Genomic DNA, 24,730 nt, shown 5'->3' on the forward strand with positions numbered 1-24,730 from the left:
ATCATCATTGACCGATCCACCGCTTTTGCGAGCAGGCTCGCTCCTACATCAGGGTTGCGTCAGGCGAGGCTTTTGCTGACTACTTCGAACACGTCGCTGGACAATTGACCAGACGCCCGAATGCGTTCCAGTTCGCCTTTCATCAGCGCCTGACGAGCGCTGTCGTATTTGCGCCAGCGTGTCAGCGGCGCCAGTTGGCGCGAGGCGATCTGTGGGTTGAAGCTGTTTAGCTCGATAACCAGATCCGCCAGGAAGCGATAGCCCGAGCCATCCGCCGCGTGGAAGTTGATCAGGTTCTGCCCGGCAAACGCACCGATCAGCGCACGCACTTTGTTTGGATTTTTGATGTTGAACGCTGGGTGCTGCATCAATGCCTTGACCCGCGCCAGGCCACCCGGCAACGGGCTGCCAGCCTGAACGCTGAACCACTGATCCATGACCAGCGGATTGTCCTTGAAGTGTTCGGCGAAGCTCGCCAGGGCTGCGGCTTTCTGCTCTTCGAACGGCGAGTTGATCAACACCGCCAAGGCAGTCAGGCGTTCAGTCATGTTGTCGCAGGATTCGAATTGCTCAAGCGTGGCCGCAAGGACTTCCGGCTTGCCGCTGAGCATCAGGTACGACAACGCGATGTTTTGCAGCGCACGACGGGCGAAATGCTCGGCCTCGGCGATATAAGGGGTTTTCTTCGACAGGTCGCGATTGGCTTGATAACGCAGCCATAGTGGTTCGAAGAGGTTTTCCGCCAGTTGCTTGCGGGCAAATTCGCGGGCGATGTGAATCGCGTCGACGTCGGCGACCTCGCTGATTTCAGTCAAGTACGCTTCGCTCGGCAGCGAAAGCATCTCCGCGACCATGGCCTGATCGAGCGTGTCGTCGACCAGCACGGTGCGCAGGGCCGCGACCAGACGCGGGTCAAGCACAAGGGTTTCGCCCTTCTGCTGCTGGGCGATCAATTCCTGCAGCACTTGCACCGACAGTTGCTGACCGGCATCCCAACGGTTGAAGCCGTCGCTATCGTGCTGCATCAAAAACATCAATTGGTCGCGGTTGTACGGGAAGCTCAGTTTCACCGGAGCGGAGAAACCGCGCAGCAACGATGGCAGCGGCTGTTCGGCGATGTCGACAAAGGTGAAAGTCTGTTCGGCTTCGGTCACGGAAATGACCCGCGAGGTGCCCTGCGCCGAGGCTTCATCCGCCAGACGCAACGCGATTTCGGCGCCGCTGGAATCCAGCAGGCCCAATTCGACAGGAATCACGAAGGGCCGTTTTTCAACCTTGTCCGGGGTTTCCGGGCAGCTCTGGCGGAACGTCAGGCTGTAGGTTTTGGCTGCGGCGTCGTAGGACTCGCTCACCGCCAGACGTGGCGTGCCGGCCTGGCTGTACCAGCGCTTGAACTGGCTGAGGTCGACGCCATTGGCATCTTCCATGGCCTTGATGAAATCGTCGCAGGTCACCGCCTGGCCGTCGTGGCGGTCGAAATACAGGTCGCTGCCCTTGCGGAAGCCTTCTGCGCCCAGCAGGGTGCGGATCATCCCGACCACTTCCGACCCCTTTTCGTACACGGTCAGGGTGTAGAAGTTGGAAATCTCGATGAAGCTGTCCGGACGCACGGCATGGGCCATCGGGCCTGCGTCTTCGGCGAATTGGTGGGTACGCAGGTAAGCAACGTCCTGGATACGCTTGACCGTGGCCGAGTTCATGTCAGAAGAGAAACCGGCGTCACGGAACACAGTGAAGCCTTCCTTGAGCGACAGCTGGAACCAGTCGCGGCAGGTCACGCGGTTGCCCGACCAGTTGTGAAAGTATTCGTGGGCGACAATGGCCTCGACCCGCTGGTGTGCGGCGTCGGTGGCGGTTTCGGCGCGAGCCAGCACGGCGCTGGAGTTGAAGATGTTGAGGCCCTTGTTCTCCATGGCGCCCATGTTGAAATCGTTGACCGCGACGATCATGAAGATGTCCAGATCGTACTCGCGACCGTAAACCTCTTCGTCCCAGCGCATCGACTTTTTCAGGCTGTTCATGGCGTGCTGGCACTTGTCGATGTTTTCCGGCTCGACATAGATACGCAGCGCCACGTTGCGCTCGGTCATGGTGGTGAACGTGTCTTCGACGCACCACAAATCACCGGCCACCAGCGCAAACAGGTACGCCGGCTTCTTGAACGGGTCTTCCCACGTTGCCCAGTGCCGGCCGTCTTCGCCGGGGCCGCTGGCAATCGGGTTGCCGTTGGACAGCAGCACCGGATAGCTGTGCTGCTCGGCGACCACCGTGGTGGTGAACGTGCTCATCACGTCCGGGCGATCGAGGTAATAGGTGATCTTGCGGAAACCCTCGGCCTCGCACTGGGTGCAAAACATCGTGCCGGACTTGTACAGTCCTTCCAGCGCGGTGTTGGTTTCCGGGTGGATCTTGACGCTGGTATCGACCGTGAAGGTTTCGCGGGTCGGTTGCAGGGTCAGGTGGTTTTCGGAGAGCTGGTAGTCGGCGGTGGTCAGCTCTTGATCCGCCAGGGTCACCGACAGCAATTCCAGTTGCTGGCCATCGAGCACCAGCGGCGGCAGGCCCGGGCCACGGGCCGGGTTGCGGCGCATCACCAACTGCGCGTGCACCAGGCTGTGATCCTCGAACAACTCGAAGGTCAGGTGTGTCTCGTCGATCAGGTACTCGGGCGCCTGATAGTCCTTCAGGTAAATCATCTTCGGTTGTTCGGTGCGCATGCTGGAATCCTTATTGATGCACGGCGAGTTGATAAGCCGTGTACTTACGAATGTTGATCACGCCGGTGTCGAAGATCAGGTACTGACCCTTGATCCCCAGCAGCGTGCCTTCGGCAATCGGGTTCTTGTCCAGGTTGAAGCTGACGATTTTGGCCGGGTATTGCTGCACTGGATAGCGGATTTCCACCGGTTCGACATCGGCTATCGTCTGAATCGCTTGTAGGCCGAATCGCTCCTGCAAGCCTTGCAGGCCTTCGGCGCAGCTTTCGAACAGTTGATCGCGCACTTGCGCCAGATCCACCGCCACCGCATCTCCCTTGAGCAGCGCGCGCCAGTTGGTCTTGTCGGCCACCTGGCTGCGGAACAGGTCTTCGACGAAGCCGGACTGTTGCCGGGTGGCAACGCGCATGATCGGCAGCCCCTGGATCGCGCCTTGGTCGAGCCAGCGCGTGGGCAATTGCGTGGCGCGGGTGATGCCGACCTTGATGCCCGACGAATTCGCCAGGTAAACCACATGATCAGTCATGCAAAACTGCTCGCCCCACAACGGGTCACGGCAGGTGCCGGCGTCGTAATGGCAACGTTCCGGACTCATGATGCACAAGTCGCACTGGGCCAGTTTGGTCATGCACGGGTAGCAATAGCCCTGGCTGAAACTGGTTTTGGTCTTGCGCCCGCAATGGGTGCAATGGATCGCCCCCAGGAACTCCAGACGCAACGTGCTGCCGATCAACGGATTGACCGGCACCTCGACGTCATCCAGGCGAAACGCGTATTGCACGTTCGGCCCGTCCAGGCGCGCCGACATTTTGCTGATTGCACCGCGGCCAATCTCAATCAATGGATAGCGTCCGACTTGAACAGAATATTCGGCACTTCGATCGACTTCGATGCACATTCCTGCGGGCCCATGTAACCGGTGCGCTCTTCTTCCGGCAGGTTCTGGATTTCCCAGGCGATCATTGCCTGCAGGGACAGTTCACGCTGTTCGGCGGTGAGTTTGTTGCCATCAGACCATTTGCCGATTTCCACCGCCAGTTTCAGGCTCTGGTAAATATCGGGGGTGATGTTTTGGATCATTTCGTTAAAAGAGGACATCAAAGTCTCCGTGCTCTTTGTTCAAACCAGCAAAAATTCAGGCGGCCAGTTTACGGCGGTTATACAAACCACCCAACAAACCGGTGAAGCATCCGATGAGTAACCCGCTGACGTGGGCGGCGTTGGCGATTTGACCGAAGCCGATCATCGAGATCACCCCGGACATGCACACCACCAGCCAGATCAGCATCATCGCCAGCACGCCACGCGGCAGGCGGTAAGCAGGGTTCGGCGCCAGCAACTGGAAGATCCAGCAATGGCCGAGCAAGCCGTACAGCACGCCCGACAGACCGCCAAACAAGGTCGGGCCGCTAAAGGCAAACTGCGTGTAATTCGAGACCAGGCCAAACAGCAAGGTCAGTCCGATCAAGTTGATGCTGCCCTGACGCGACTCGATACGCCGCCCCAGCTCCCAGTACCACATACCGTTCATGGCCAAGTGCAAGATGCCGAAGTGGATCAGCATCGGCGTAAACAACCGCCACCACTGCCCCGCCGCCAGACTGTCGGCCAGCGGCACGAAGTGGATGTAATCGCCGACCACGCGGAAATCGAGGAAGGTCAGCCAACGCAGGGTTTCGAGGTTGTCGCCAAGGTACGTCAGGCCGGCAACGATCAGGCTCAGCAACAGGATGAGCCCGGTTGCTTTCGCGTATTTCAGTTGTTCAACGAAACCCGGGCGCTGGAACGTCTGCGTCACCGGGATATCCAGCTGCTGATCGGGATCGCCGGCCGGAAACCGCTCATACAGCGAACGCACGTCATCGCTGATTTCCGAGGGCACCCACAACACCTGCTCGCCCGCTTCCTCGCTCACGCGATGGGGCACCTGCATGCGTTGCAGGAGTTTGACGAAACCGCTCAAGTCCGCCGCCAGCGGCAAACGCAATACCGCAATCTTGCTCATTGGATAATCTCCGGCCGCTCGACATCGACCCAGACGAATTTACCTGGATCGAGGCGGGTTTCCTGATCCAGACGATAGGCCACCAGTTTGCCGTAGAGCACCGCACTGTAATCCAGGCACGCGAGATTCGGGCGGATCGGCACCGGTTTGCCGCTACGCCAGTAATGACCGACGAACAACAACGGCTCGTCCATGCCGTAACGCAACAGCGTGTTTTTTTCAGTCGAGGTCAGCGCGATTTGCGCGACGGGCTCTGGCAGTGCGTCGGGCTGAAAGACGATATCGCCGTAGGTCTGCGGGTCATCTTCCCAGAACTTGGTGCGGAAGAACGAACGCACCAGACCGTCGCCGCTGGTCATGGTCTGGCCGTCGGGCAGGCGCATGTCGGTGCCACGCAGCAAGCGGTCGAACACGGTGCAGGCGAAACTGCCGGGCACGGCCGAGGCTTGCAGGAAGTGTTCGTCGATGCGCGCGTCCGGGAACAGGCCGCGCAATGGATCGATCAGCCCGGCATCCCAACAGGCATGCACCACGCGGAAACGTCCGGCATCGATGACCAGCGGCAGTTCGTAGAACCATTGCAGGAAGTCATGCCAGTCGCCCGGGTGCTGCTCGAATTGAGTGAGGGTTTCGTTAAGCAGCCGCGCATGACGTGGCGTGTGCTCGCGCACGAACTGCTTGCCGCTGCCCGGAGGTGCCGGGGTGCACCAGCCGAGGGCGTTGAATTCGTGGTTGCCCATGATGCACAGCGCCTGCCCGGCCTCGACCATGTCGTGGACGATGTGCAGCGCTTCGCGGATTCGCGGCCCTCGGTCGATGATGTCGCCGACGAACACTGCCATGCGCGACGGATGGCGCCAGATCCCGCCCTGCTTGTGATAACCGAGACGGTCGAGCAAGTGTTCAAGGGTCAGGGCGCATCCGTGCACGTCACCAATCAGGTCATAACTGCGCGCGGGATCGAGCATCAGTCGCCTCCGCCCCCCAACTTGCTGCCCCAGCCAAGCTTGGTGCGGCAGACCTCGTAATAGTTGTGATCCAGTGGATGGATCAGGCGCAGTTTCTGCGCTTTCTTGCTGACGGTGATGGTGTCGCCCGGCGCGCAGGTGAAATGGTTCTGCCCGTCGCAGGAGACTTGCGGGTAGATCTGCATATCTTTGGACACGACGATTTTCAGCTCACTGTTGCCGTCGACCACAATTGGCCGGCTGGACAACATATGGGGATACATCGGCACGATCACAATGGCGTCGAGCTTGGGGTGCATGATCGGGCCACCCGCCGAAAGCGCGTACGCGGTGGAACCGGTCGGCGTGGCGACGATCAGGCCGTCGGCCTTCTGGCTGCAGACGAACTGGCCGTCGATGTACAGCTCGAATTCGATCATCCGCGTCGACTTGCCGGGGTGCAGCACCACGTCATTGAGCGCATCGCCCTGTCCGATCGCCTCGGCATGCCGGCGGACTTCGGCTTGCAGCAGGAAGCGGTTTTCCACCAGGTAATGGCCGTCGAGCACTTTCGCAACTTCGACTTCCAGCTCGTCGGGGCGAATATCGGTCAGAAATCCGAGACTGCCCCGATTGATCCCCAGTACCGGAATATTGTGCTTGGCCAGCGCACGGGCGGCGCCAAGCAGACTGCCATCGCCGCCGACGACGATGACCATGTCGCAGACTTCGCCAAGCATCTTGCGCGAAGAGGTTTGCAGGCCGTGGCCCGGCAGGACTTCGGCAATGGTGTCTTCGAGGATCACGTGCAGATGACGATCGAGCAGAAACCGTTTCAGTCGGCGAACGGTATCCAGCACCTGCGAACTGCCGAGGCGACCGATGATGCCGATATTACGAAATTGCTCCATGGGGCTCCTGCGGGGATCTTCAACGCGAAAAGCCCGATTATGGGCGAAAGCGTCAGATAGACAAAATCCTTTCAGCCCCAAGGGTGCGCCCGCGTTTGCGGCTATCCTCCCAACATGATCCTATTTCCCGACTTGCTTCAGCTGCCTCACCAATTGCGCCATCCAGAGGTGCGCGATCTGGCGTGGGTGATTCTCGCCCCGCCGATGCTCGCCACCACGCCGTGGCCGCAGCGCCATCCGCTGGCCGGAAGTGAATGGGTGCGCGATCCGCAACGACTGGAACACTGGCTGCGTCAGCTCGACCGTGACAGTTACGGTTTGCTGCATTGGCTGTCGCAAGCGCGCACGAGGCGCCTGGGACTTTATTACGAGCGGCTCTGGCAGTTTGCCGTGGAGCATGCGCCGGGGATCCAGCTGATCGCCGCGAATTTGCCGATCCGCCGCGAGGGCCACACCCTTGGCGAGTTGGACATGCTGCTGCGTGATCGTGACGGCGTTCATCATCTGGAGCTGGCGATCAAGCTTTACCTCGGGCCACAGGACGGCGACGGACACGACTCGCGAAACTGGCTGGGGCCGGGCTGTCATGATCGACTGGATCGCAAACTGGCGCATTTGAGCGAGCATCAACTGCCGATTTCCGCACGCCCGGAAAGCCGCGAAGTGCTGGCCGCGCTGGATGTCGGGGCGTTCAGTGCGCAACTGTGGCTCGGCGGTTACCTGCTTTATCCGTGGCCGGGAACGTCGAATTCACCGAGCGGTGCCCATCCTCAACATTTGCGCGGAAGCTGGCTGCATCAGAAGGACTGGCCAGCGTTCGTCGCCCAACGTCCCCCCGGCCGCTGGCAACCGCTGCCCCGCCACGCCTGGCTGGCCCCGGCGCATTACCCGGTGGATCAGGTCTGGAGCGATGAACAGTTACGGGCCTGGCTGGACGAATTGGCGCCGCTGGCGCCGGCGCAATTGATGGTTCGACTGACTGAGAGTGGTCGAGGGGACTGGGAAGAGGCCGAGCGGTTGTTTCTGGTGTCGGATCTTTGGCCGAATGTACCGGGGCAGTCCTAAGATTTGCGCCGTCAGGATTTGCCCCAATCGCGAGCAGGCTCACTCCTACATACGCACGCATTCCAATTGTAGGAGTGAGCCTGCTCGCGATTGCGCCGACCCGGATTATAGGGATAAACGCACAGCCAACGCCGCCAACGTCACCAACAACACCGGCACCGTCAACACAATCCCGACCCTGAAGTAATACCCCCAACCGATATGAATCCCCTTGCGCTCCAGCACATGCAACCAGAGCAGCGTTGCCAGACTTCCGATCGGCGTAATTTTCGGCCCCAGGTCACTGCCGATCACGTTGGCGTAAATCATCGCCTCCTTAACCACCCCGCTCGCCTGACTGGCATCAATCGAGAGCAGCCCGATCAGCACCGTCGGCATATTGTTCATGATTGATGACAGCAGCGCCGTCAACACTCCGGTCCCCAGCGCCGCCCCCCACACGCCATGCCCCGCGAACACATCGAGCCAACCGGCGAGATACCCCGTGAGTCCGGCATTGCGCAAGCCATACACCACCAGGTACATGCCCAGCGAAAAAATCACGATGTGCCACGGCGCCTCTTTCATCACCTTGCGCGTGGAAATCCTGTGGCCGCGCGCCGCGATAGCGAGCAGCAATGCCGCGCTGACGGCGGAGATTGCGCTGATGGGAATGCCGAGCGGTTCCAGAGCGAAACAACCGATCAACAGAATCGCCAACACTACCCAGCCCGCATAGAACGTCGCGTTGTCGTGGATCGCCGTTCGCGGATGCTCAAGTTGTTCCGGATCGTAAGCCTTGGGGATGTCGCGACGGAAAAACCACAACAACATGCCCAGCGTCGCGGCGACGCTGACCAAATTCACCGGCGCCATCACCGCCGCGTATTCGTTGAAAGTGATGTGAAAAAAGTCCGCCGAGACGATGTTGACCAGGTTGGATACCACCAACGGCAAGCTCGCGGTGTCGGCAATGAATCCCGCCCCCATGACGAACGCAAGCGTGGCTGCCGGCGAGAAGCGCAGGGCCAACAGCATGGAAATCACGATGGGCGTAAGGATCAGCGCCGCGCCGTCATTGGCAAACAATGCCGAGACCAATGCGCCGAGCAGCACCATGAAAGCAAACAGCTTGCGCCCGCTGCCTCGCCCCCAACGCGCAACGTGCAATGCCGCCCAGGCAAAGAACCCCGCCTCGTCGAGCAACAGGCTGATGATGATCAACGCGACGAAAGTGCCGGTGGCGTTCCAGATGATCTGCCATACCAGCGGGATATCGCTGAAATGTACCACGCCAAAAATCAGCGCCAGCACGGCGCCCAGCATTGCACTCCAACCTACACCGAGGCCTTTGGGTTGCCAGATGACAAGGGTAATAGTCAGCAGAAAAATCAGCGAAGCAGCGAGCATTTAGCAGCCTTTGAGCGCAGTGGATTGCAACGGTAAGAGCTGCCGCAGGCTGCGGCAGCTCTTATAGGGGGGGATTATTTCTTATGTTGTTCGACGAATTGACCGTACGCATTAATGAAACTCTGCAAGAACGGTTTCACCGATTCGCTCAGCTTGCCCGCCTCATCGAATGCGGTACCCGCGCCGCCCAAATAGGCTTCCGGCTGTTGCATGCACGGCACATCAAGGAAAACGAACGACTGGCGCAGATGCTGATTCGCGCCAAAACCGCCAATCGCCCCCGGCGACACACTGATCACCGCGCCCGGCTTCCCACTCCAGGCACTCTTGCCGTAGGGGCGGGAACCGACGTCGATTGCGTTCTTCAACGGTGCCGGCACCGAGCGGTTGTATTCCGGCGTCACGAACAGCACCGCGTCGGATGAACGCACTTGTTGCCGGAAAGTGCTGTAGGCTGCGGGCGGTGAATCACCGTCGATGTCTTCGTTATACAGCGCCAGATCGCCGATTTCGACAATGCTCAGTTTGAGGTTCGCCGGTGCCAGTTCCGCCAGCGCCAGGGCGACCTTGCGGTTGATCGATGCTTTGCGCAGGCTGCCGACGATAACGGCGACGTTGTAGACATTGCTCATGGAAGACGCTCGACTGTCCGTGGGAAGAACCTCTAGTTATAGATGATTCGGCAGTGATTCAACCAGACGACGAAGGAAATTCCCGCGTTCTGATTATTTTTTTCTTGCAGGAAAACTTACCGCGCTCGATAACGGTCTACCAAGCCGCAAATCAAGCGTTTTATCTCCAGAGGTTTTAAGCAGATGGCAGCAGTACTCGTGGGTCAGTTCCATGCAAGAGATGCGGAAGGCCGCATTTATTCAGTGCATGAGTTCCAGGAATCCAACCCGTCGGCAGACGGCGCAACCGGCACGGAGCCTGTCACCACTTACAAACTGGCCATTGGCGACCGCGTAAATAAAGTCGCTGACAACGAGTTTCTGCTGGTGCAATCGGGGATCACCCTGATCCGCGAGCCTGAGCCAAGCATCGCTTCCTGAGCGAGCGTCATGAGCAGAAGTCATCCCGGCGGACTTGGGGTAGGATTCAGCCTTTGATCCCATCTGCCGGACATGGACTTCACGCATGCGTTTACGCCATATCGAAGTGATTCAGGCGCTTTTGCAGACCGGTCACCTGGGCACCGCCGCCGAATGGCTGGAGTTGCCGGTGACCGAGGTCGAAGAGCGACTGCGCGAAGCCGAAAGCCAGTTGGGGTTCATGCTGTTCGCCAGTGTTCGCGGACGCTTGCAGGCGACGACCGAAGCCCGGGCGCTACAGGTTGAAATCGCGCACATCTATTCGGCGCTGGAGCCGCTGCAGCGTCTGGCCGACAGCCTCAAACAATACCTCGCACCGCCACTGCGCATCATCGGCACCCCGCCGCTGGCTCAACACTTGCTGCCGCAAAGCGTCGCCCTCCTGCGCCGACGTCTTCCCGATGCGCCGTGCACGTTGCTCAGTGAACCGACCCGCGACATCGTTCGCAGCCTGCTATTGCGTGAATGCGATCTCGGCTTGAGCCTGCATGACCCTGAACATCCAGACATTCATTGCCAAGTGCTGGCCCAAGGCAAGCTGCAACTGCTGGCGCCCCACGGCTGGCTGCAACCGAAACAGAAATACATCTCCCTGCAAGATCTGGCGGGCCAATCAATGATTGGCCTCGAAGGCCAGGATCCGTTGAGCCCGGCGCTGGAGCACAAGCTTCACGCATTGCGCCCGGCGCCGAGCGTGCAGACTCGCGTACAGACCCAGCAAATGATGCGCAGCATGGTCGAGGCTGGGGAAGGCCTGGCCATCGTCGATCCGTTTACCGCCCTCGGCGCCCGCGCCGCTGGCCTGGACGTCTGCCCGTTGTCGCCGGCGGTGCCGATCTGCCTGTATGCGCTAACCTTCCGCCACGCGCCATCGACGTCGGCCGTTCAGCCGCTGCTGGAGCTGATCAAGGCACAAGCCGAGGCGATGTTGGCGAACTGAGCAGGTTTTCCAGCGGGTTATCGAACAGTCGATACCAGAACAGCGCCACTTCGGCGGTGTTCGGATCGATGCCGCGATAGCGTAAATGGTCGATGCCGCCTATTTCATAACCGCAACGCTCGTACAGTCGGCAAGCACCGAGGTTGTTGTTCTGGGTTTCGAGCATGATGCCCGGCAGTTTCTTTTTCCGGCTCCAGAAATTCGCCACATCCAGCAAGGCTTTCGCAACGCCGTGGCGACGCGCCGGGGCGTGCACCGCCAATTCGTCAATGTGAGCAAAGCCGTTCCAATTCGTACTGATGACCAAGTGCCCAACCGGCTCGTCGTCCAGGTACGCCATGAAGATCGCGCTGTCGGCAGCATCGTGGAAGCTGCTGAACTCTTCGGGGTCGATGCCGTAGCACTTGCGGTACGGCACGATAGGCGTCACGGGCCAGTCCGACACAGGTGCGCCGATGTGCGCGTCACCGTAGGCGGCGACTTCGAAACTGAAATCGCTGCCCCAGATATAGGGCGCGAAACCTTCATCGGCGACCCGCACGGACAAGCCCGGGTATTTCGGATTCACGACCGGTCGCATACTTGCAAACGTCCTCATTCTTTCACGCAATCGACGGTGTATAGCCGCCCATTGCCCTCGTCTTCATGTTGCAAACCATGCACGTCGGCCACAAAGCCTGGAAAGCTTTTGTCGAACCTACGTGCAAATTTCAAGTAATCGATGATCGAACGGGTTGATTCGGTAAAGCGTTCACCGGGCATGATCAGTGGAATGCCCGGTGGATACGGCACCAGCATCACCGCCGCCACGCGCCCCTCCAGATCATCGATCGGCACGGCCTCGACCTCGCCGCGCACCAGTTGATCGTAGGCGTGAGCGGGCTTCATGACGATCTCCGGCAGGACGGTGTACATGCGTTTCAAATGTTTAGCCGTGGCGTTGCTGCGATAGCAGGCGTGCAGTTGATCACACAAATCTCGCAGACCCATGCCGCGATAACGCAGCGGATCCTGTTGCGCGACGCACGGCAGACAATGCTCAAGACGCACGTTGGCGTCGTAACTGCGCTTGAACTCCAGCAACTCGGTGAGCAGCGTGCTCCATTTACCTTTCGTGATACCCATGGAGAACAGCACCAGAAACGAATACAGGCCGGTTTTCTCGACAACCAAACCACGTTCCCAGAGGAATTTGCTGACCACCGCCGCGGGAATTCCCTTCTCGCTCAACGCGCCACCGGCATTCAGACCGGGCATCACCAAGGTGACCTTGATCGGGTCGAGCAACACGTAATCATCGCTGACCTCGCCGAAACCGTGCCAATCGGCGTCGGGTTGCAGCAGCCAGTCTTCGCTCAGTACGCGGTCGATGCCTTCCACGCCGGGCGGCTGCCAGATCGAAAACCACCAGTCATCCGCAGCGATGTGCTGGCGCAGATTGGCCAGGGCGCGCCTGAAGCTCAGGGCTTCATCGAAGGTTTCCTGCAACAGCGAGCGCCCCGCCGGGCCTTCCATCATGGCCGACGCCACGTCCAGCGAGGCGATGATGCTGTATTGCGGCGACGTAGAGATGTGCATCATGAACGCTTCATTGAAGCGGTCGCGATCCAGTTGCCGCGCGCCACCGTCCTGCACGTGAATCATCGACGCCTGACTGAACGCCGCCAGCACTTTGTGCGTGGAATGCGTTGTAAAGACCAATGGGCTGTCATCGCTGCGCGATGTGGCCATGCCGTAGCGCCCGGCGAAGAACTCGTGAAACGCCGCATAGGCATACCAGGCTTCGTCGAAATGCAGCACCTCGACGCTATTGCCCAGGCTTTGCTTGATCAGCTCGGCGTTGTAGCAGAGGCCGTCGTAGGTCGAATTGGTGATCACCGCGAGCTTCACTTTCGGCGCCCGTCCCTGGGTCAGCGGACTGGCATTGATCTTGGTCTGGATGGATTCACGGCTGAATTCGCTCAGGGGAATCGGGCCAATGATCCCCAATTCGTTACGCTCCGGGCACAAATACAACGGAATCGCGCCGGTCATGATGATCGCGTGCAAAACCGACTTGTGACAGTTGCGATCCACCAGCACCAGATCATCGCGGCCGACCATCGAATGCCAGACGATCTTGTTGGCGGTCGAGGTGCCGTTGATCACGAAAAACGTATGATCGGCGCCAAAATTACGCGCCGCCCGGGCCTCAGCTTCCGCCAGTGGCCCGGTGTGATCGAGCAGTGAGCCGAGTTCCGGAACGGACACCGATAAATCCGAGCGCAGGGTGTTTTCGCCAAAAAACTGATGGAACGCTTGCCCCACCGGACTCTTGTGATACGCCACGCCACCGCCGTGCCCCGGGGTGTGCCACGAATAGTTGGAATCGGCGGTGTGTTGCACCAGTGCCTTGAAGAACGGCGGCAACAAGCCATCCAGGTATTTACGCGCTGCTCGCGCCACTTGTCTTGCGAGAAACGGCACGGTGTCTTCGAACAGATAAAGGATGCCACGCAATTGATTGAGTTCGGCCATCGCATCAGCCGGTGCGTTTTCCAGGGTGACTTGTTCACCGAGGGCGAAAATCGGCAGATCCGGCGCGCGCACTCTGGCCAGACCGATCAATTCGGCCATGTTCTGCAACAAATGCGAGTTCGTGCTGGCGTCTTCGGCGGCGATCAACATGCACGCCAAGCCATGATGGGTCGAGGCCACCAACCGCCCTTCGGTGTAGTCCGTGGCCGAAACAATATTGAAACCTTCCTGCTCCAACTCCCGCGCGATGCCGCGCATACGCTCGCCGGCAACGGTGTCGGCCTTGATGTCGCGATGGACGATCAACACCGGAAATTTCAAATCTTTGTACATGGGGCTCAGTGTCCTGAGGCGGCGCAATGCGATCGGCCATTGACCTCAGCGTAGAGGGTCGCAGCGAATGTCGCGAGGGTGGCCACTTGGCTCCACTCCCTCAAAAGCAAAAGCTCACATCGTGTCCAAAGAGACACGCCCCCCTGTAGGAGATGCCGCAGGCTGCTCCTACAAGGTATGCGTTCCTTCTGGGCGTTACGCCTGTGCGGATTCGGCCTCGGCCAATTGCGTCCACAGCGCCGGCGCACCGGCGGATTTGGCGATGATTGCCAGACGCGCTGCATGCTCTTGCAGTTCCGCTTCGGTCGCGCGAATGATCCGCGCTGGCTGGCGGTCAGCTGGCAGACGGCGGATTTCGATGGCGGAATTGTCCGAACCATCGCCCGCGCCATTGCCATCGGACGCGTTGCCGGCCAGGGAAAGGCTGGTCTGGCCACCGGTCATGGTCAGGTAGACGTCGGCAAGAATCTCCGAGTCGAGCAAGGCGCCGTGCAGTTCACGACCCGAGTTGTCGACGCCATACCGTTTGCACAAGGCGTCGAGGCTGTTGCGCTGACCGGGGTGACGTTCCCGGGCCATCATCAGGGTGTCGAGGATCGAACAATGCTGGGTGATGTCAGCGCGATCGCGCTGGCCCATCAGGGCGAATTCGTTGTTGATGAAACCAACGTCGAACGCCGCGTTATGGATGATCAGCTGGGCGCCTTTGATGAACTCAAAGAATTCGTCAGCCACTTCAGCAAAGCGCGGTTTGCCAACCAGGAATTCGTTGGTGATGCCGTGAACGCCAATGGCGCCCTCGTCACTTTCACGATCCGGTTGCAAATAAACGTGAAAATGCCGGCCCGTCAGACGACGACCGATCAGTTCGACACAACCGATTTCGATAATCCGGTGGCCGTCGGTCACTGGCATGCCAGTGGTTTCGGTATCGAGTACAACGGATCTGGTGGCCATCAGTGCTCAGCTCTCAACGGTGAATCGTGCAAAAAAACGCGGATGTTAACACGCTAGCCTGGGTGTTTTCAGGTTCGACCGTGTCGCGTCCATCGCCAGCAGGCTGGCTCCCACAGGGGAATTTTGCATGACGCAGATCCAGTTTGGGAGCCAGCCTGCTGGCGATGGGCGCGTCACGATGCTTGGGCGCAATCAGGTCTGTTTGTAACCGCGCACTTCGTCCACGCCACGGTTGGCCAGTTGGTCAGCCCGTTCGTTGCCGTGGTGACCGATGTGCCCACGCACCCACTTCCAGGTGACTTTGTGGCGGTTGACCTGTTCGTCCAGCTCTTTCCACAGATCGGCGTTTTTCACCGGCTCTTTGGCAGCGGTTTTCCAGCCGCGCTTCTTCCAGTTGGCCATCCACTCGTTGATGCCTTTCATCACGTATTGCGAGTCGGTCACCAACAGTACTTCACACGGACGCTTGAGGGCTTCGAGGCCGCGGATCGCGCCGAGCAGTTCCATGCGATTGTTGGTGGTATTGGCTTCGCCGCCCCACAGTTCCTTCTCGACGCCCTTGCAGACCAGCAATGCACCCCAGCCGCCCGGGCCGGGATTGCCTTTGCAGGCGCCGTCAGTGAACAGTTCTACGCTATCGCCGCTTTCGCTCATGCCAATCTATCCAGAAAATGCGTGACCTCGCCGATGAATGAACGACGATGGCCGAGGCCGGGACAGGCCCGGCCGAAAATATGAAGAGGGTTGATTCAGGTTTCTATGCGGCGTCGGTTGACCTTGGCCATCGGCAGCGGAAGCAGCTTGCCCATCGGTTCGCGGCGCTCCTGACGCACCGGGCGCAGGCCGACCACAATCTTGCGCGCCACCAATAAATAGAAGCCACCACCCGACAATTGCCAGGCTCCGGCCCGACGCTCCCATCCGTCCAGACGGGTCTGCCACTTGGGCGACGCAAGCGGCGGACGATAGCACCCGAAGCGGCGTTTCTCCAGCGCAAACCCCAGCAGGTTGAGCCAGTCGGCGACCCGCGATGGCGAGATGCACCGAGCCTTGCGCATGGCGTCCTGCGTGAAAACGTGGCGCAGACCCCAGGAACTCCAGGGATTGATGCCAACGATAAGCAAATGCCCACCGGGACGCACGCTGCTGGCCGCTTCGCGCAGCAATCCATGGGGCGACAGGCAGAAATCCAAGCCGTGCTGCAACACCACCACATCGGCCGCGTGCTCGCTCAATGGCCAGGCTTGCTCTTCGCAAACGATCTCGACACCCGGCAGCGGCGCGCCGAGGCGCACATTGCGCTGAACTTGCGGTGCCGACGGCGGTGTTTGCGCCGAGGGGCCGTAATGCACGAGATAGCCACCGAAAAAGCGACCGAGTTCGTCTTCGAGCATTTTTCGCTCTTCATCCAGCAAAAATTGCCCGATGGGGCCGGCCAGCCATTCGCGGGCGGCACTGATCAAGTCCAGCCAGTCAGGATCGGCCTGTGCGAACGCTTTATCAGTCATTGCATTCTCCAACGCGCTTAGAAGCACTAAGATGCGCCAATGTTTACTGCTTGGCGAATTCGACGATGATACAGATCAGTGCCCTTCCCGCCTTCACCGACAACTACATCTGGTTGTTGCAGGATCATTCCAGCCAGCGCTGCGCAGTGGTCGATCCGGGCGATGCCGCGCCGGTGCAGGCGTGGCTCGATGCCCATCCGCAATGGGTGTTGAGCGACATTCTGATCACCCACCATCACCACGACCATGTCGGCGGCGTCGAGCGTCTGAAAAACGCCACGGGGGCAACGGTCTACGGCCCGGCCAGTGAAAACATTCCGGCACGGGACGTGGCGCTCAAGGACAACGACAAGGTCACCCTACTCGGTTGGGACTTCGACGTCATCAGCGTGCCGGGCCATACCCTCGGGCATATCGCTTATTACCATCAGGGCCTGCTGTTTTGCGGCGACACCCTGTTTGCCGCTGGTTGCGGCCGCCTGTTCGAGGGTTCGCCGGAGCAAATGCATCATTCCCTCGGCCGCCTCGCCGCATTGCCCGAGGATACGCTGGTCTATTGCACTCATGAATACACCCTCAGCAACCTGAAATTCGCTTTGGCGGTCGAACCCGACAATGCCGACATTGCCGCTCGTCTGGAGAAGGTTACCCAGCAACGCCAAAATGGCGTTATGACCCTGCCGTCCACCCTGGCACTGGAAAAGCTCACCAATCCGTTTTTGCGCACTGGAGAAACATCCGTTAAACAAAAAATGGACGAACGGAGCGGACGTCAAAACCGGGCCTCCAGCGAGGTTTTTGCGGTGCTACGGGCTTGGAAAGATACGTTCTAAGGACAGGGCGCTTTGGCACAAAAGTTCTGAACGGTTGACCGAAAGGGGTGCAGTTTCTAGAATCGCCCGACATTTTTGAGCGGAACTTACTTCCAGCCAATGTCGTCATCCATACGTAAGTCCGTCAATTCAGGCACGTTGACCCGCTTGGCGCAAGCCATCGCGGTGGCTGTGTCCGCCATCGTGGCGGGCTGCTCCAGTCACGTCCCGCAGACCGAACTGACACATACGCCGAACCTCGCCGCCCGGGCCAAGCAAAAGCCGATCTGGCTCAGCGAGAAGCCCAGCCCGCAGGTGCCTCAGGACGTCTGGGAACGCATGCGCCAAGGCTTCCAGTTGCAGGACGGCCTGGGCGTCAACCCGCGTATCGAGCAACAGCGCTTGTGGTTCGCCAGCAACCCGTCTTTCCTCGAGAACGCGGGTGAGCGCGGCAGTCTTTACATTCATTACATCGTTGAACGCCTCGAAGAACGCAATATGCCGCTTGAGCTGGCGCTGCTGCCGGTCATCGAAAGCGCGTACAACCCGATGGCCTACTCCCGGGCCAATGCGGTCGGCCTCTGGCAGTTCATCCCGTCCACCGGGCGTTACTTCAACCTGCGTCAAACCCGTTTCTATGATGGTCGTCGCGATATCACTGCGTCGACCACGGCGGCCATGGATTACCTGACCCGCCTGCACGACATGTTCAATGGTGACTGGCTGCTGGCCCTGGCAGCGTATAACGCCGGTGAAGGCACGGTCAGCCGCGCCATTGAGCGGAACGAAAAGCTCGGCCTGCCGACTGACTACTGGAACCTGCCACTGCCGGCGGAAACCCAAGCTTATGTGCCGAAGCTGCTGGCCTTGTCGCAAGTAGTGCTCGCACCGGAAGCCTACGGCGTGAACCTCAACCCGATCGCCAACGAACCGTATTTCCAGGTCGTCGAAATCAACCAGCGCATGGATCTGTCCAAGGTCGCGGCGGTTGCCAACATCGACGAAGACGAGTTGTTCCAGCTCAATCCGGCGTTCAAGCAGCGCACTACCATCGACGGCCCTCAGCATCTGCTGGTGCCCACCTCGAAGGCGCAACTGCTGACTGCCAGCCTGCAAACCATGCGGCCGGACGAGCTGATCAGTCCGCGTCAATTGAAACCGGTGTTCGACGGCGCCGACCCGACCGAAGTGGCGCAGCTCAAGCGCGCCTATCGGGTTAAGCGCGGTGACAACCTTGGCTCGATCGCCAAGGCCAACAAGGTCCAGGTGAAGGATCTGCAACGCTGGAACAAAATGACCGGCCAGAACCTCAAGGTTGGCCAGACTCTGGTGATGCAGGACAACACCAAGCGCAGCCCCGCTCGCAAGTCCAACAAGCGCATCAACACCGTGGTCGCGTCCAACAGCAAGAGCGGCAGCAAAGCCGCAAGCAAGAAGGCGCAGACTCAGTACAAGGTCAAGCGGGGCGACTCGCTGTACATGGTGGCCAAGCGGTTCAACGTCGAGATGCAACACCTCAAGCGCTGGAATCCGGGTGCGGGCAAGGCTCTGAAGCCAGGGCAGATGCTGACGGTGTATCAGCCGCATTGATTTGATTTGACGTTCAAAAGATCGCAGCCTCCGGCAGCGCCTACAGGGATCGTGTAGGCGCTGCCGGAGGCTGCGATCTTTTTTGCATTAAGCGCGCATTAACCTCCGTCTTTTTCCTGTCCATACAAGCTGTTACTGTACGGGCCACCAAGCCCAAGCCCCTGGATCGGATCTGACTTGAAGCGTCCCCTCCTCCTGCTCCTGATCAGCCTGGCCTTGAGCTCTCCCGCTGGCGCAACGATTACCGAAAGTCACGGTTATGCGCAGTTCGGCACGCTCAAGTACCCGGCCAGATTTACCCACTTTGATTGGGTCAACCCGCAAGCGCCCAAGGGCGGTACGTTGCGGGTGATGGCGTTTGGCACCTTCGATACGCTAAATCCCTACACTTTCAAGGGCTCCAGCCCGGTCTCCACACCGAATTTCCTGCAGTACGGCATCAACGAGCTGAACGAGCCATTGATGGTCGGCACCGGCCAGTACGCGGCTTCCGGTGATGAACCGACGTCCAGTTATGGCTTGATCGCTCAATCGGTGGAATACGGCGACGATCGCAGCTGGGTCGTGTTCAACCTGCGGCCGGAAGCACGCTTTCACGACGGCACGCCGATCACGGCGTATGACGTGGCATTTTCCTATCGCCTGCTGCTCAAGGAAGGTCATCCGCAATATCGCACCAATTTGCAGGAAGTGTTGCGCGTCGATGTGCTGAACCCCAGGCGCATCCGCTTCATCTTCAAGCGCGCCGGCAATCCCTTACTGATCCTGCGCCTGGGCGAGTTGCCGGTGCTGCCTCAGCATTACTGGAAAGATCGCGATTTCAAGGCCACGACCTTCGAACCGCCATTGGGCAGCGGCCCGTACCGCATCACCTCGGTTCAGCCCGGGCGGCAGCTGATGTTCGAGCGGGTGAAGGATTACTGGGGCAAGGATCTGCCGGTCAATCGCGGCAAGTACAATTTTGATCGCATGGAAGTCGAATTTTACCGTGACAGCGATGTGGCGTTCGAAGCGTTCAAGGCCGGCGAGTTCGACATCTACATCGAACATCAGGCGAAGAACTGGGCCAACGGCTACAACTTTCCGGCCATTCGCCGGGGCGATGTGATCAAGGCGCAAATTCCGCACCAGATCCCGACCCAAAGCCAGGGGCTGTTCATGAACACCCGGCGGGCGATCTTCGCCGACGTCAAGGTGCGTGAAGCCATGGGCCTGATGTTCGATTTCGAGTGGACCAACCGCACGTTATTCAGCGATGCCTACCAACGCACGACGAGCTATTACCCCAACAGCGAATTTGCCGCCAGCGGCCTGCCTTTCGGACACGAATGGCTGATGCTCAAGCCCTACAAGGATCAACTGCCGGCGCGGCTGCTCACTGAGCCGTTCACCTTGCCCCGCACCGACGGGCGCGGCATTCCTCGGGAGACTCTGCGCAAGGCGCTGACGCTGCTGGCCGATGCTGGCTGGAAGCTCAACGGCCAGCGCTTGCAAAATGCCGCCGGCCAGCCGCTGCGCTTCGAGTTGCTGTTAGTCAATCCAAACCTGGAGCGCCTCCTTCAGCCCTACATCGAAAACCTCAGGAGCATCGGCATCGACGCGGGGCTGCGCACGGTTGATCGCGCCCAGTACAAACAAAGACTGGATCAGTTCGATTTCGACATGATCCTCATGACACTGAGCCAGACCCTCAGCCCGGGCCTCGAACAATGGCAGTACTTCCATTCCAGCCAGGTCGGCGTCAAGGGCAGCAAGAATTACGCAGGCATTGCCAACCCCGTGGTCGATCACCTGCTTGAGCAATTGATTGCCGCGCGCACTCGCGATGAACAGGTCGCCGCCGGCAAGGCACTGGATCGCGTGCTGCTCTGGCAGCATTACATCATTCCCAACTGGTACCTCAATTATCACCGTCTGGCTTACCGCAACCGGTTCGCCTTCGTCACCACGCCGCCCTACACCCTGGGCCTGAGCGCGTGGTGGCTGAAATCTTCGGAGAAAGATCGATGAACGCCATCCGTACCCTGCTCGTGCTGGCCGGCGGCCTGTTGTTCGCCGGGCTGGCCTGCGCCGCCCCGCAACACGCCCTGACCCTGTACAACGAGCCGCCGAAATACCCGGCCAATTTCAAGCATTTCGATTACGTGAACCCCGATGCGCCGAAGGGCGGGACTTTCCGTCAGGCCGGTTTCGGCGGCTTCGACAGCCTCAACCCGTTCATCAGCAAGGGCGTACCGGCGGAAGATGTCGGCATGATTTACGACACCTTGGCCAAACAGAGTCTCGATGAACCGTTCACCGAATACGGCTTGATCGCCGGCAAGATCGAAAAAGCCCCGGACAACAGTTGGGTACGCTTCTATCTGCGCCCCGAAGCTCGTTTTCAGGATGGTCACCCGATTCGCGCCGAAGACGTGGTATTCAGCTTCCAGACCCTGATCAAAGACGGTGCGCCAATGTTTCGCGGGTACTACGCCGACGTCGCAGAAGTCATTGCCGAAGATCCGCTCAAGGTGCTGTTCAAGTTCAAACACAGCAACAACCGTGAGCTGCCATTGATTCTCGGCCAGTTGCCGGTGCTGCCGAAACACTGGTGGGCCAATCGGGATTTCACCAAAGGCAATCTGGAAATCCCTCTCGGCAGCGGGCCGTACAAAGTCACTGACGTGAAGGCCGGGCGTTCCGTGCGATACGAACGGGTCAAGGACTACTGGGGCAAGGATCTGCCGGTCAACCGTGGCTTTTATAACTTCGACGTAATGACCACCGATTATTACCGCGACAACACCGTCGCACTGGAAGCCTTGAAGGCCGGCCAGTTCGACTACTGGCTGGAAATGACCGCGAAGAACTGGGCCAACGCCTACAACATTCCGGCTGTGACCGAGGGCCGGTTGATCAAGGAACAGATTGCCAACGGCAACCCGACCGGTATGCAGGGATTCGTCTTCAACCTGCGCCGCCCGGTATTTCAGGATGTGCGGGTGCGCCGGGCCTTGAGCCTGTTGCTGGATTTCGAGTGGACCAACAAGCAACTGTTCAACGGTGCCTATGCACGCACTCGCAGCTATTTCGAAAACTCGGAAATGGCCGCCACGGGTCTGCCGGATGCCGAGCAACGGGCAATCCTCGACCCGTTCCGCAAACAACTGCCGGCTCAGGTATTCAGCGAAGCTTTCGAGAACCCGAAAACCGACGCCAGCGGCATGATCCGCAGCCAGCAACGCGAGGCCTATCAATTACTGCAAGAGGCCGGGTGGAAGATCGTCGACGACAAAATGGTCGACGCCACCGGCAAACCGGTGAGCCTGGAGTTCCTGCTCGCACAGACCGAGTTCGAACGTGTGCTGCTGCCGTTCAAGCGCAACCTCGCCGACCTCGGGATTGATCTGGTAATCCGCCGGGTCGACGTCTCTCAATACATCAACCGCGTGCGCTCCCGGGACTTCGACATGATCGTCGGCGGCTTTCCGCAGTCTAATTCGCCGGGCAACGAGCAGCGTGAGTTCTGGATGAGCGCCGCTGCCGACAAAGCCAGCAGCCGCAACTCCATGGGCCTGAAAGACCCGGTCGTCGATCATTTGGTGGAAAGCCTGATCAACGCCGATTCGCGGCAAAGCCTGGTGGCCCACGCGCGCGCCCTCGACCGGGTGCTGCAATGGGGGTATTACGTGATCCCCAACTGGCACATCAAGACCTGGCGCGTGGCCTACTGGAATCACATCGGCCATCCCAAGGTCTCGGCCAAATATGACATCGGCATAGCAACGTGGTGGATCAAACCCGACGCGGCGCCGGCCAAGGAAGTCGAAACCCAACTGCAGGCCGCTCCTGCGGGCACGGAGTAATCAGATGCTGGCGTACATTTTTCGGCGACTGCTACTGATCATCCCGACCCTGTTCGGCATCCTGCTGATCAACTTTGTGATCATTCAGGCCGCGCCCGGCGGGCCGGTTGAACAGATGATCGCCAAGCTCGAAGGCTTCGAAGGCGCCACCAGTCGCATCGCTGGCGGCGGTGCCGAAGTATCGGTGGCGGGCTCGGCCTATCGCGGCGCACAGGGGCTGGATCCGGCGCTGGTGAAGGAAATCGAGAAGATGTACGGCTTCGACAAGTCGGCGCCGGAACGTCTGTGGATCATGGTCAAGAATTACGCACGCCTGGACTTCGGTGACAGCTTTTTCCGCGACGCCAAGGTCATCGACCTGATCAAGGAAAAACTGCCGGTGTCGGTCTCGCTCGGGCTGTGGAGCACGCTGATCATGTACCTGGTCTCTATCCCTTTGGGGATCGCCAAAGCCACCCGGCACGGCAGTCATTTCGATGTCTGGACCAGTTCGGCGATCATCATCGGCTATGCGATCCCGGCGTTCCTCTTTGCGATTCTGTTAATCGTGGTGTTTGCCGGGGGCAGTTATCTGGACTGGTTCCCCTTGCGCGGTTTGACCTCGAACAACTTCGATGAATTAAGCATGGGCGGCAAGATTCTCGACTATTTCTGGCACCTGGCCTTGCCGGTGACGGCACTGGTGATCGGCAACTTCGCGACCATGACCCTGCTGACCAAAAACAGCTTCCTCGACGAGATCAACAAACAGTACGTAGTGACCGCCAAGGCCAAGGGCCTGACCCGCCACCGCGTGCTTTACGGTCACGTGTTCCGCAACGCCATGCTGCTGGTGATTGCCGGTTTCCCGTCAGCGTTCATCGGCATCTTCTTCACCGGCTCGTTGCTGGTCGAAGTGATTTTCTCCCTCGACGGGTTGGGTCTCATGAGTTTCGAAGCCGCGATCAACCGCGACTACCCGGTGGTGTTCGGTACGCTGTTCATCTTCACGCTGCTCGGGCTGGTGGTGAAGCTGATCGGCGACCTCACCTACACCCTGGTCGATCCGCGCATCGACTTCGAAAGCCGGGAGCATTGAGATGAACCTGTCCCCCCTCAATCGCCGACGATTCGAACTGTTCAAGGCCAACAAGCGTGGCTGGTGGTCGCTCTGGCTGTTCCTGATCCTGTTCGGCCTGAGCCTCGGCGCCGAACTGATTGCCAACGACAAGCCGCTGGTGGTGCATTACGACAACAACTGGTATTTCCCGGCGATCAAGCGTTACCCGGAAACGACCTTCGGCGGCGAATTCCCATTGGAGGCCAACTACAAGAGTCCGTACATCCGCGAACTGCTCAAGGCCAAGGATGCGTGGGTGTTGTGGGCGCCGATTCCGTTCAGCTACCAAAGCATCAACTACGACCTGAAGGTTCCGGCACCGGCGCCGCCATCGGCGGACAACTGGCTGGGCACTGATGATCAGGGCCGCGACGTACTGGCGCGAGTGATTTACGGCTTCCGCATTTCGGTGCTGTTCGCCCTGACCCTGACCATTGCCAGTTCAATCATCGGCGTGATCGCCGGAGCCTTGCAGGGTTTCTATGGCGGCTGGGTCGATCTGGCCGGGCAGCGTTTCCTGGAGATCTGGTCGGGGCTGCCGGTGCTGTACCTGCTGATTATTCTGGCCAGTTTCGTGCAGCCGAATTTCTGGTGGCTGTTGGGGATCATGCTCCTGTTCTCATGGATGAGCCTGGTGGACGTAGTGCGCGCCGAGTTCCTGCGCGGGCGCAACCTTGAATACGTGCGCGCCGCCCGGGCGTTGGGCATGCAGAACGGCGCGATCATGTTCCGGCACATTTTGCCCAATGCGATGGTCTCGACCATGACCTTCATGCCGTTCATCCTCACCGGCGCCATCGGCACGTTGACCGCACTGGATTTCCTCGGCTTTGGCCTGCCTGCTGGCAGTGCGTCGCTGGGTGAACTGGTGGCGCAAGGCAAATCCAACCTGCAAGCTCCGTGGCTGGGCATGAGCGCGTTTGCGGTGCTGGCCCTGATGTTGAGCCTTTTGGTGTTCATCGGCGAATCCGCCCGCGATGCCTTCGACCCGAGGAAGTGAA

General features: G+C 59.6%; 22 protein-coding genes. 9 read left to right on the plus strand and 13 right to left on the minus strand.

The window, feature by feature from the left end:
• Positions 1 to 59 precede the first annotated feature (59 nt).
• Genes pepN through GIW69_RS03735 form a run of 6 tightly spaced genes read right to left on the minus strand, consistent with a single transcriptional unit; the run spans position 60 to position 6,580 of the window.
• Positions 60 to 2,717, minus strand: coding sequence for an aminopeptidase N (gene pepN, locus GIW69_RS03710; RefSeq protein ID WP_236480778.1), 2,658 nt, complete (start codon positions 2,715 to 2,717; stop codon positions 60 to 62).
• 10 nt (positions 2,718 to 2,727) lie between these two features.
• Positions 2,728 to 3,558 carry a DUF2797 domain-containing protein gene (locus GIW69_RS03715; RefSeq protein ID WP_236480779.1) on the minus strand — a complete coding sequence of 277 codons (831 nt, stop codon included), beginning with the start codon at positions 3,556 to 3,558 and terminating at the stop codon, positions 2,728 to 2,730.
• Complete coding sequence (locus GIW69_RS03720) at positions 3,555 to 3,815, minus strand: DUF1315 family protein (RefSeq protein WP_236480780.1); 261 nt, start codon at positions 3,813 to 3,815, stop codon at positions 3,555 to 3,557. Before GIW69_RS03720 ends, GIW69_RS03715 begins: the two co-directional genes overlap by 4 nt.
• Positions 3,816 to 3,852: 37 nt before the next feature.
• Entirely contained in the window at positions 3,853 to 4,722 is an 870-nt protein-coding gene (locus tag GIW69_RS03725; RefSeq protein ID WP_236480781.1) for a rhomboid family intramembrane serine protease, read from the minus strand.
• A complete protein-coding gene (locus GIW69_RS03730; RefSeq protein ID WP_236480782.1) occupies positions 4,719 to 5,690 on the minus strand; it encodes a metallophosphoesterase in 972 nt (323 codons plus the stop codon). The genes GIW69_RS03725 and GIW69_RS03730 overlap by 4 nt, the downstream gene beginning before the upstream one ends.
• Positions 5,690 to 6,580 carry an NAD(+) kinase gene (locus GIW69_RS03735; RefSeq protein ID WP_236480783.1) on the minus strand — a complete coding sequence of 297 codons (891 nt, stop codon included), beginning with the start codon at positions 6,578 to 6,580 and terminating at the stop codon, positions 5,690 to 5,692. Before GIW69_RS03735 ends, GIW69_RS03730 begins: the two co-directional genes overlap by 1 nt.
• A 114-nt stretch (positions 6,581 to 6,694) precedes the next feature.
• Between GIW69_RS03735 and GIW69_RS03740 the strand changes: the two genes are divergently transcribed.
• The gene (locus GIW69_RS03740) at positions 6,695 to 7,645 is read left to right on the plus strand and encodes a DUF1853 family protein (RefSeq protein ID WP_236480784.1); all 951 of its coding nucleotides are present in this window, start codon (positions 6,695 to 6,697) and stop codon (positions 7,643 to 7,645) included.
• A 105-nt stretch (positions 7,646 to 7,750) separates the two neighbouring features.
• Here the strand turns inward: GIW69_RS03740 and GIW69_RS03745 are convergent, their stop codons facing one another.
• Together GIW69_RS03745 and GIW69_RS03750 are read right to left on the minus strand one after the other, a co-directional pair.
• Complete coding sequence (locus GIW69_RS03745; protein ID WP_236480785.1) at positions 7,751 to 9,034, minus strand: arsenic transporter; 1,284 nt, start codon at positions 9,032 to 9,034, stop codon at positions 7,751 to 7,753.
• Positions 9,035 to 9,108: 74 nt separating this feature from the next.
• The gene (locus tag GIW69_RS03750; protein ID WP_236480786.1) at positions 9,109 to 9,666 is read right to left on the minus strand and encodes an NAD(P)H-dependent oxidoreductase; all 558 of its coding nucleotides are present in this window, start codon (positions 9,664 to 9,666) and stop codon (positions 9,109 to 9,111) included.
• A 183-nt stretch (positions 9,667 to 9,849) separates the two neighbouring features.
• On the opposite strand from GIW69_RS03750, the gene GIW69_RS03755 reads away from it, so the two are divergent.
• Positions 9,850 to 10,086, plus strand: coding sequence for a hypothetical protein (locus GIW69_RS03755; protein WP_236480787.1), 237 nt, complete (start codon positions 9,850 to 9,852; stop codon positions 10,084 to 10,086).
• Between the two features lie 85 nt (positions 10,087 to 10,171).
• A complete protein-coding gene (locus GIW69_RS03760) occupies positions 10,172 to 11,065 on the plus strand; it encodes a LysR substrate-binding domain-containing protein (protein WP_236480788.1) in 894 nt (297 codons plus the stop codon).
• Here the strand turns inward: GIW69_RS03760 and GIW69_RS03765 are convergent.
• The 5 genes from GIW69_RS03765 to GIW69_RS03785 all read right to left on the minus strand — a co-directional run bounded on the left by GIW69_RS03765 (position 11,031) and on the right by GIW69_RS03785 (position 16,380).
• Positions 11,031 to 11,645 (minus strand): GNAT family N-acetyltransferase, encoded by a 615-nt coding sequence (locus GIW69_RS03765; RefSeq protein ID WP_236480789.1) that lies wholly within the window; start codon positions 11,643 to 11,645, stop codon positions 11,031 to 11,033. The genes GIW69_RS03760 and GIW69_RS03765 overlap by 35 nt on opposite strands.
• 14 nt (positions 11,646 to 11,659) lie before the next feature.
• Positions 11,660 to 13,915 carry an Orn/Lys/Arg family decarboxylase gene (locus GIW69_RS03770; RefSeq protein ID WP_236480790.1) on the minus strand — a complete coding sequence of 752 codons (2,256 nt, stop codon included), beginning with the start codon at positions 13,913 to 13,915 and terminating at the stop codon, positions 11,660 to 11,662.
• Positions 13,916 to 14,110: 195 nt separating this feature from the next.
• Complete coding sequence (gene dnaQ / locus GIW69_RS03775) at positions 14,111 to 14,872, minus strand: DNA polymerase III subunit epsilon (RefSeq protein WP_236480791.1); 762 nt, start codon at positions 14,870 to 14,872, stop codon at positions 14,111 to 14,113.
• Between the two features lie 192 nt (positions 14,873 to 15,064).
• Positions 15,065 to 15,526 (minus strand): ribonuclease HI, encoded by a 462-nt coding sequence (rnhA, locus tag GIW69_RS03780; RefSeq protein ID WP_236480792.1) that lies wholly within the window; start codon positions 15,524 to 15,526, stop codon positions 15,065 to 15,067.
• Between the two features lie 95 nt (positions 15,527 to 15,621).
• Positions 15,622 to 16,380: a methyltransferase domain-containing protein gene (locus GIW69_RS03785; protein ID WP_236480793.1), complete on the minus strand. Its 759-nt coding sequence runs from the start codon at positions 16,378 to 16,380 to the stop codon at positions 15,622 to 15,624.
• Between the two features lie 65 nt (positions 16,381 to 16,445).
• Between GIW69_RS03785 and gloB the strand changes: the two genes are divergently transcribed.
• The 6 genes from gloB (at position 16,446) to GIW69_RS03815 (ending at position 24,729) form a co-directional block, all read left to right on the plus strand.
• Positions 16,446 to 17,213 (plus strand): hydroxyacylglutathione hydrolase, encoded by a 768-nt coding sequence (gene gloB / locus GIW69_RS03790; RefSeq protein ID WP_236480794.1) that lies wholly within the window; start codon positions 16,446 to 16,448, stop codon positions 17,211 to 17,213.
• Between the two features lie 99 nt (positions 17,214 to 17,312).
• Positions 17,313 to 18,782: a transglycosylase SLT domain-containing protein gene (locus GIW69_RS03795; RefSeq protein ID WP_236480795.1), complete on the plus strand. Its 1,470-nt coding sequence runs from the start codon at positions 17,313 to 17,315 to the stop codon at positions 18,780 to 18,782.
• A gap of 177 nt (positions 18,783 to 18,959) precedes the next feature.
• Positions 18,960 to 20,792 carry an extracellular solute-binding protein gene (locus tag GIW69_RS03800; RefSeq protein WP_236480796.1) on the plus strand — a complete coding sequence of 611 codons (1,833 nt, stop codon included), beginning with the start codon at positions 18,960 to 18,962 and terminating at the stop codon, positions 20,790 to 20,792.
• The gene (locus GIW69_RS03805; protein ID WP_236480797.1) at positions 20,789 to 22,630 is read left to right on the plus strand and encodes an extracellular solute-binding protein; all 1,842 of its coding nucleotides are present in this window, start codon (positions 20,789 to 20,791) and stop codon (positions 22,628 to 22,630) included. Before GIW69_RS03800 ends, GIW69_RS03805 begins: the two co-directional genes overlap by 4 nt.
• 4 nt (positions 22,631 to 22,634) lie before the next feature.
• Entirely contained in the window at positions 22,635 to 23,708 is a 1,074-nt protein-coding gene (locus GIW69_RS03810; RefSeq protein ID WP_236480798.1) for a microcin C ABC transporter permease YejB, read from the plus strand.
• 1 nt (position 23,709) lies between these two features.
• Positions 23,710 to 24,729 carry an ABC transporter permease gene (locus GIW69_RS03815; protein WP_236480799.1) on the plus strand — a complete coding sequence of 340 codons (1,020 nt, stop codon included), beginning with the start codon at positions 23,710 to 23,712 and terminating at the stop codon, positions 24,727 to 24,729.
• The last annotated feature ends 1 nt before the right edge of the window (position 24,730 follow it).

Source organism: Pseudomonas syringae, from assembly GCF_021605415.1.
Lineage (GTDB): Bacteria > Pseudomonadota > Gammaproteobacteria > Pseudomonadales > Pseudomonadaceae > Aquipseudomonas > Aquipseudomonas syringae_S.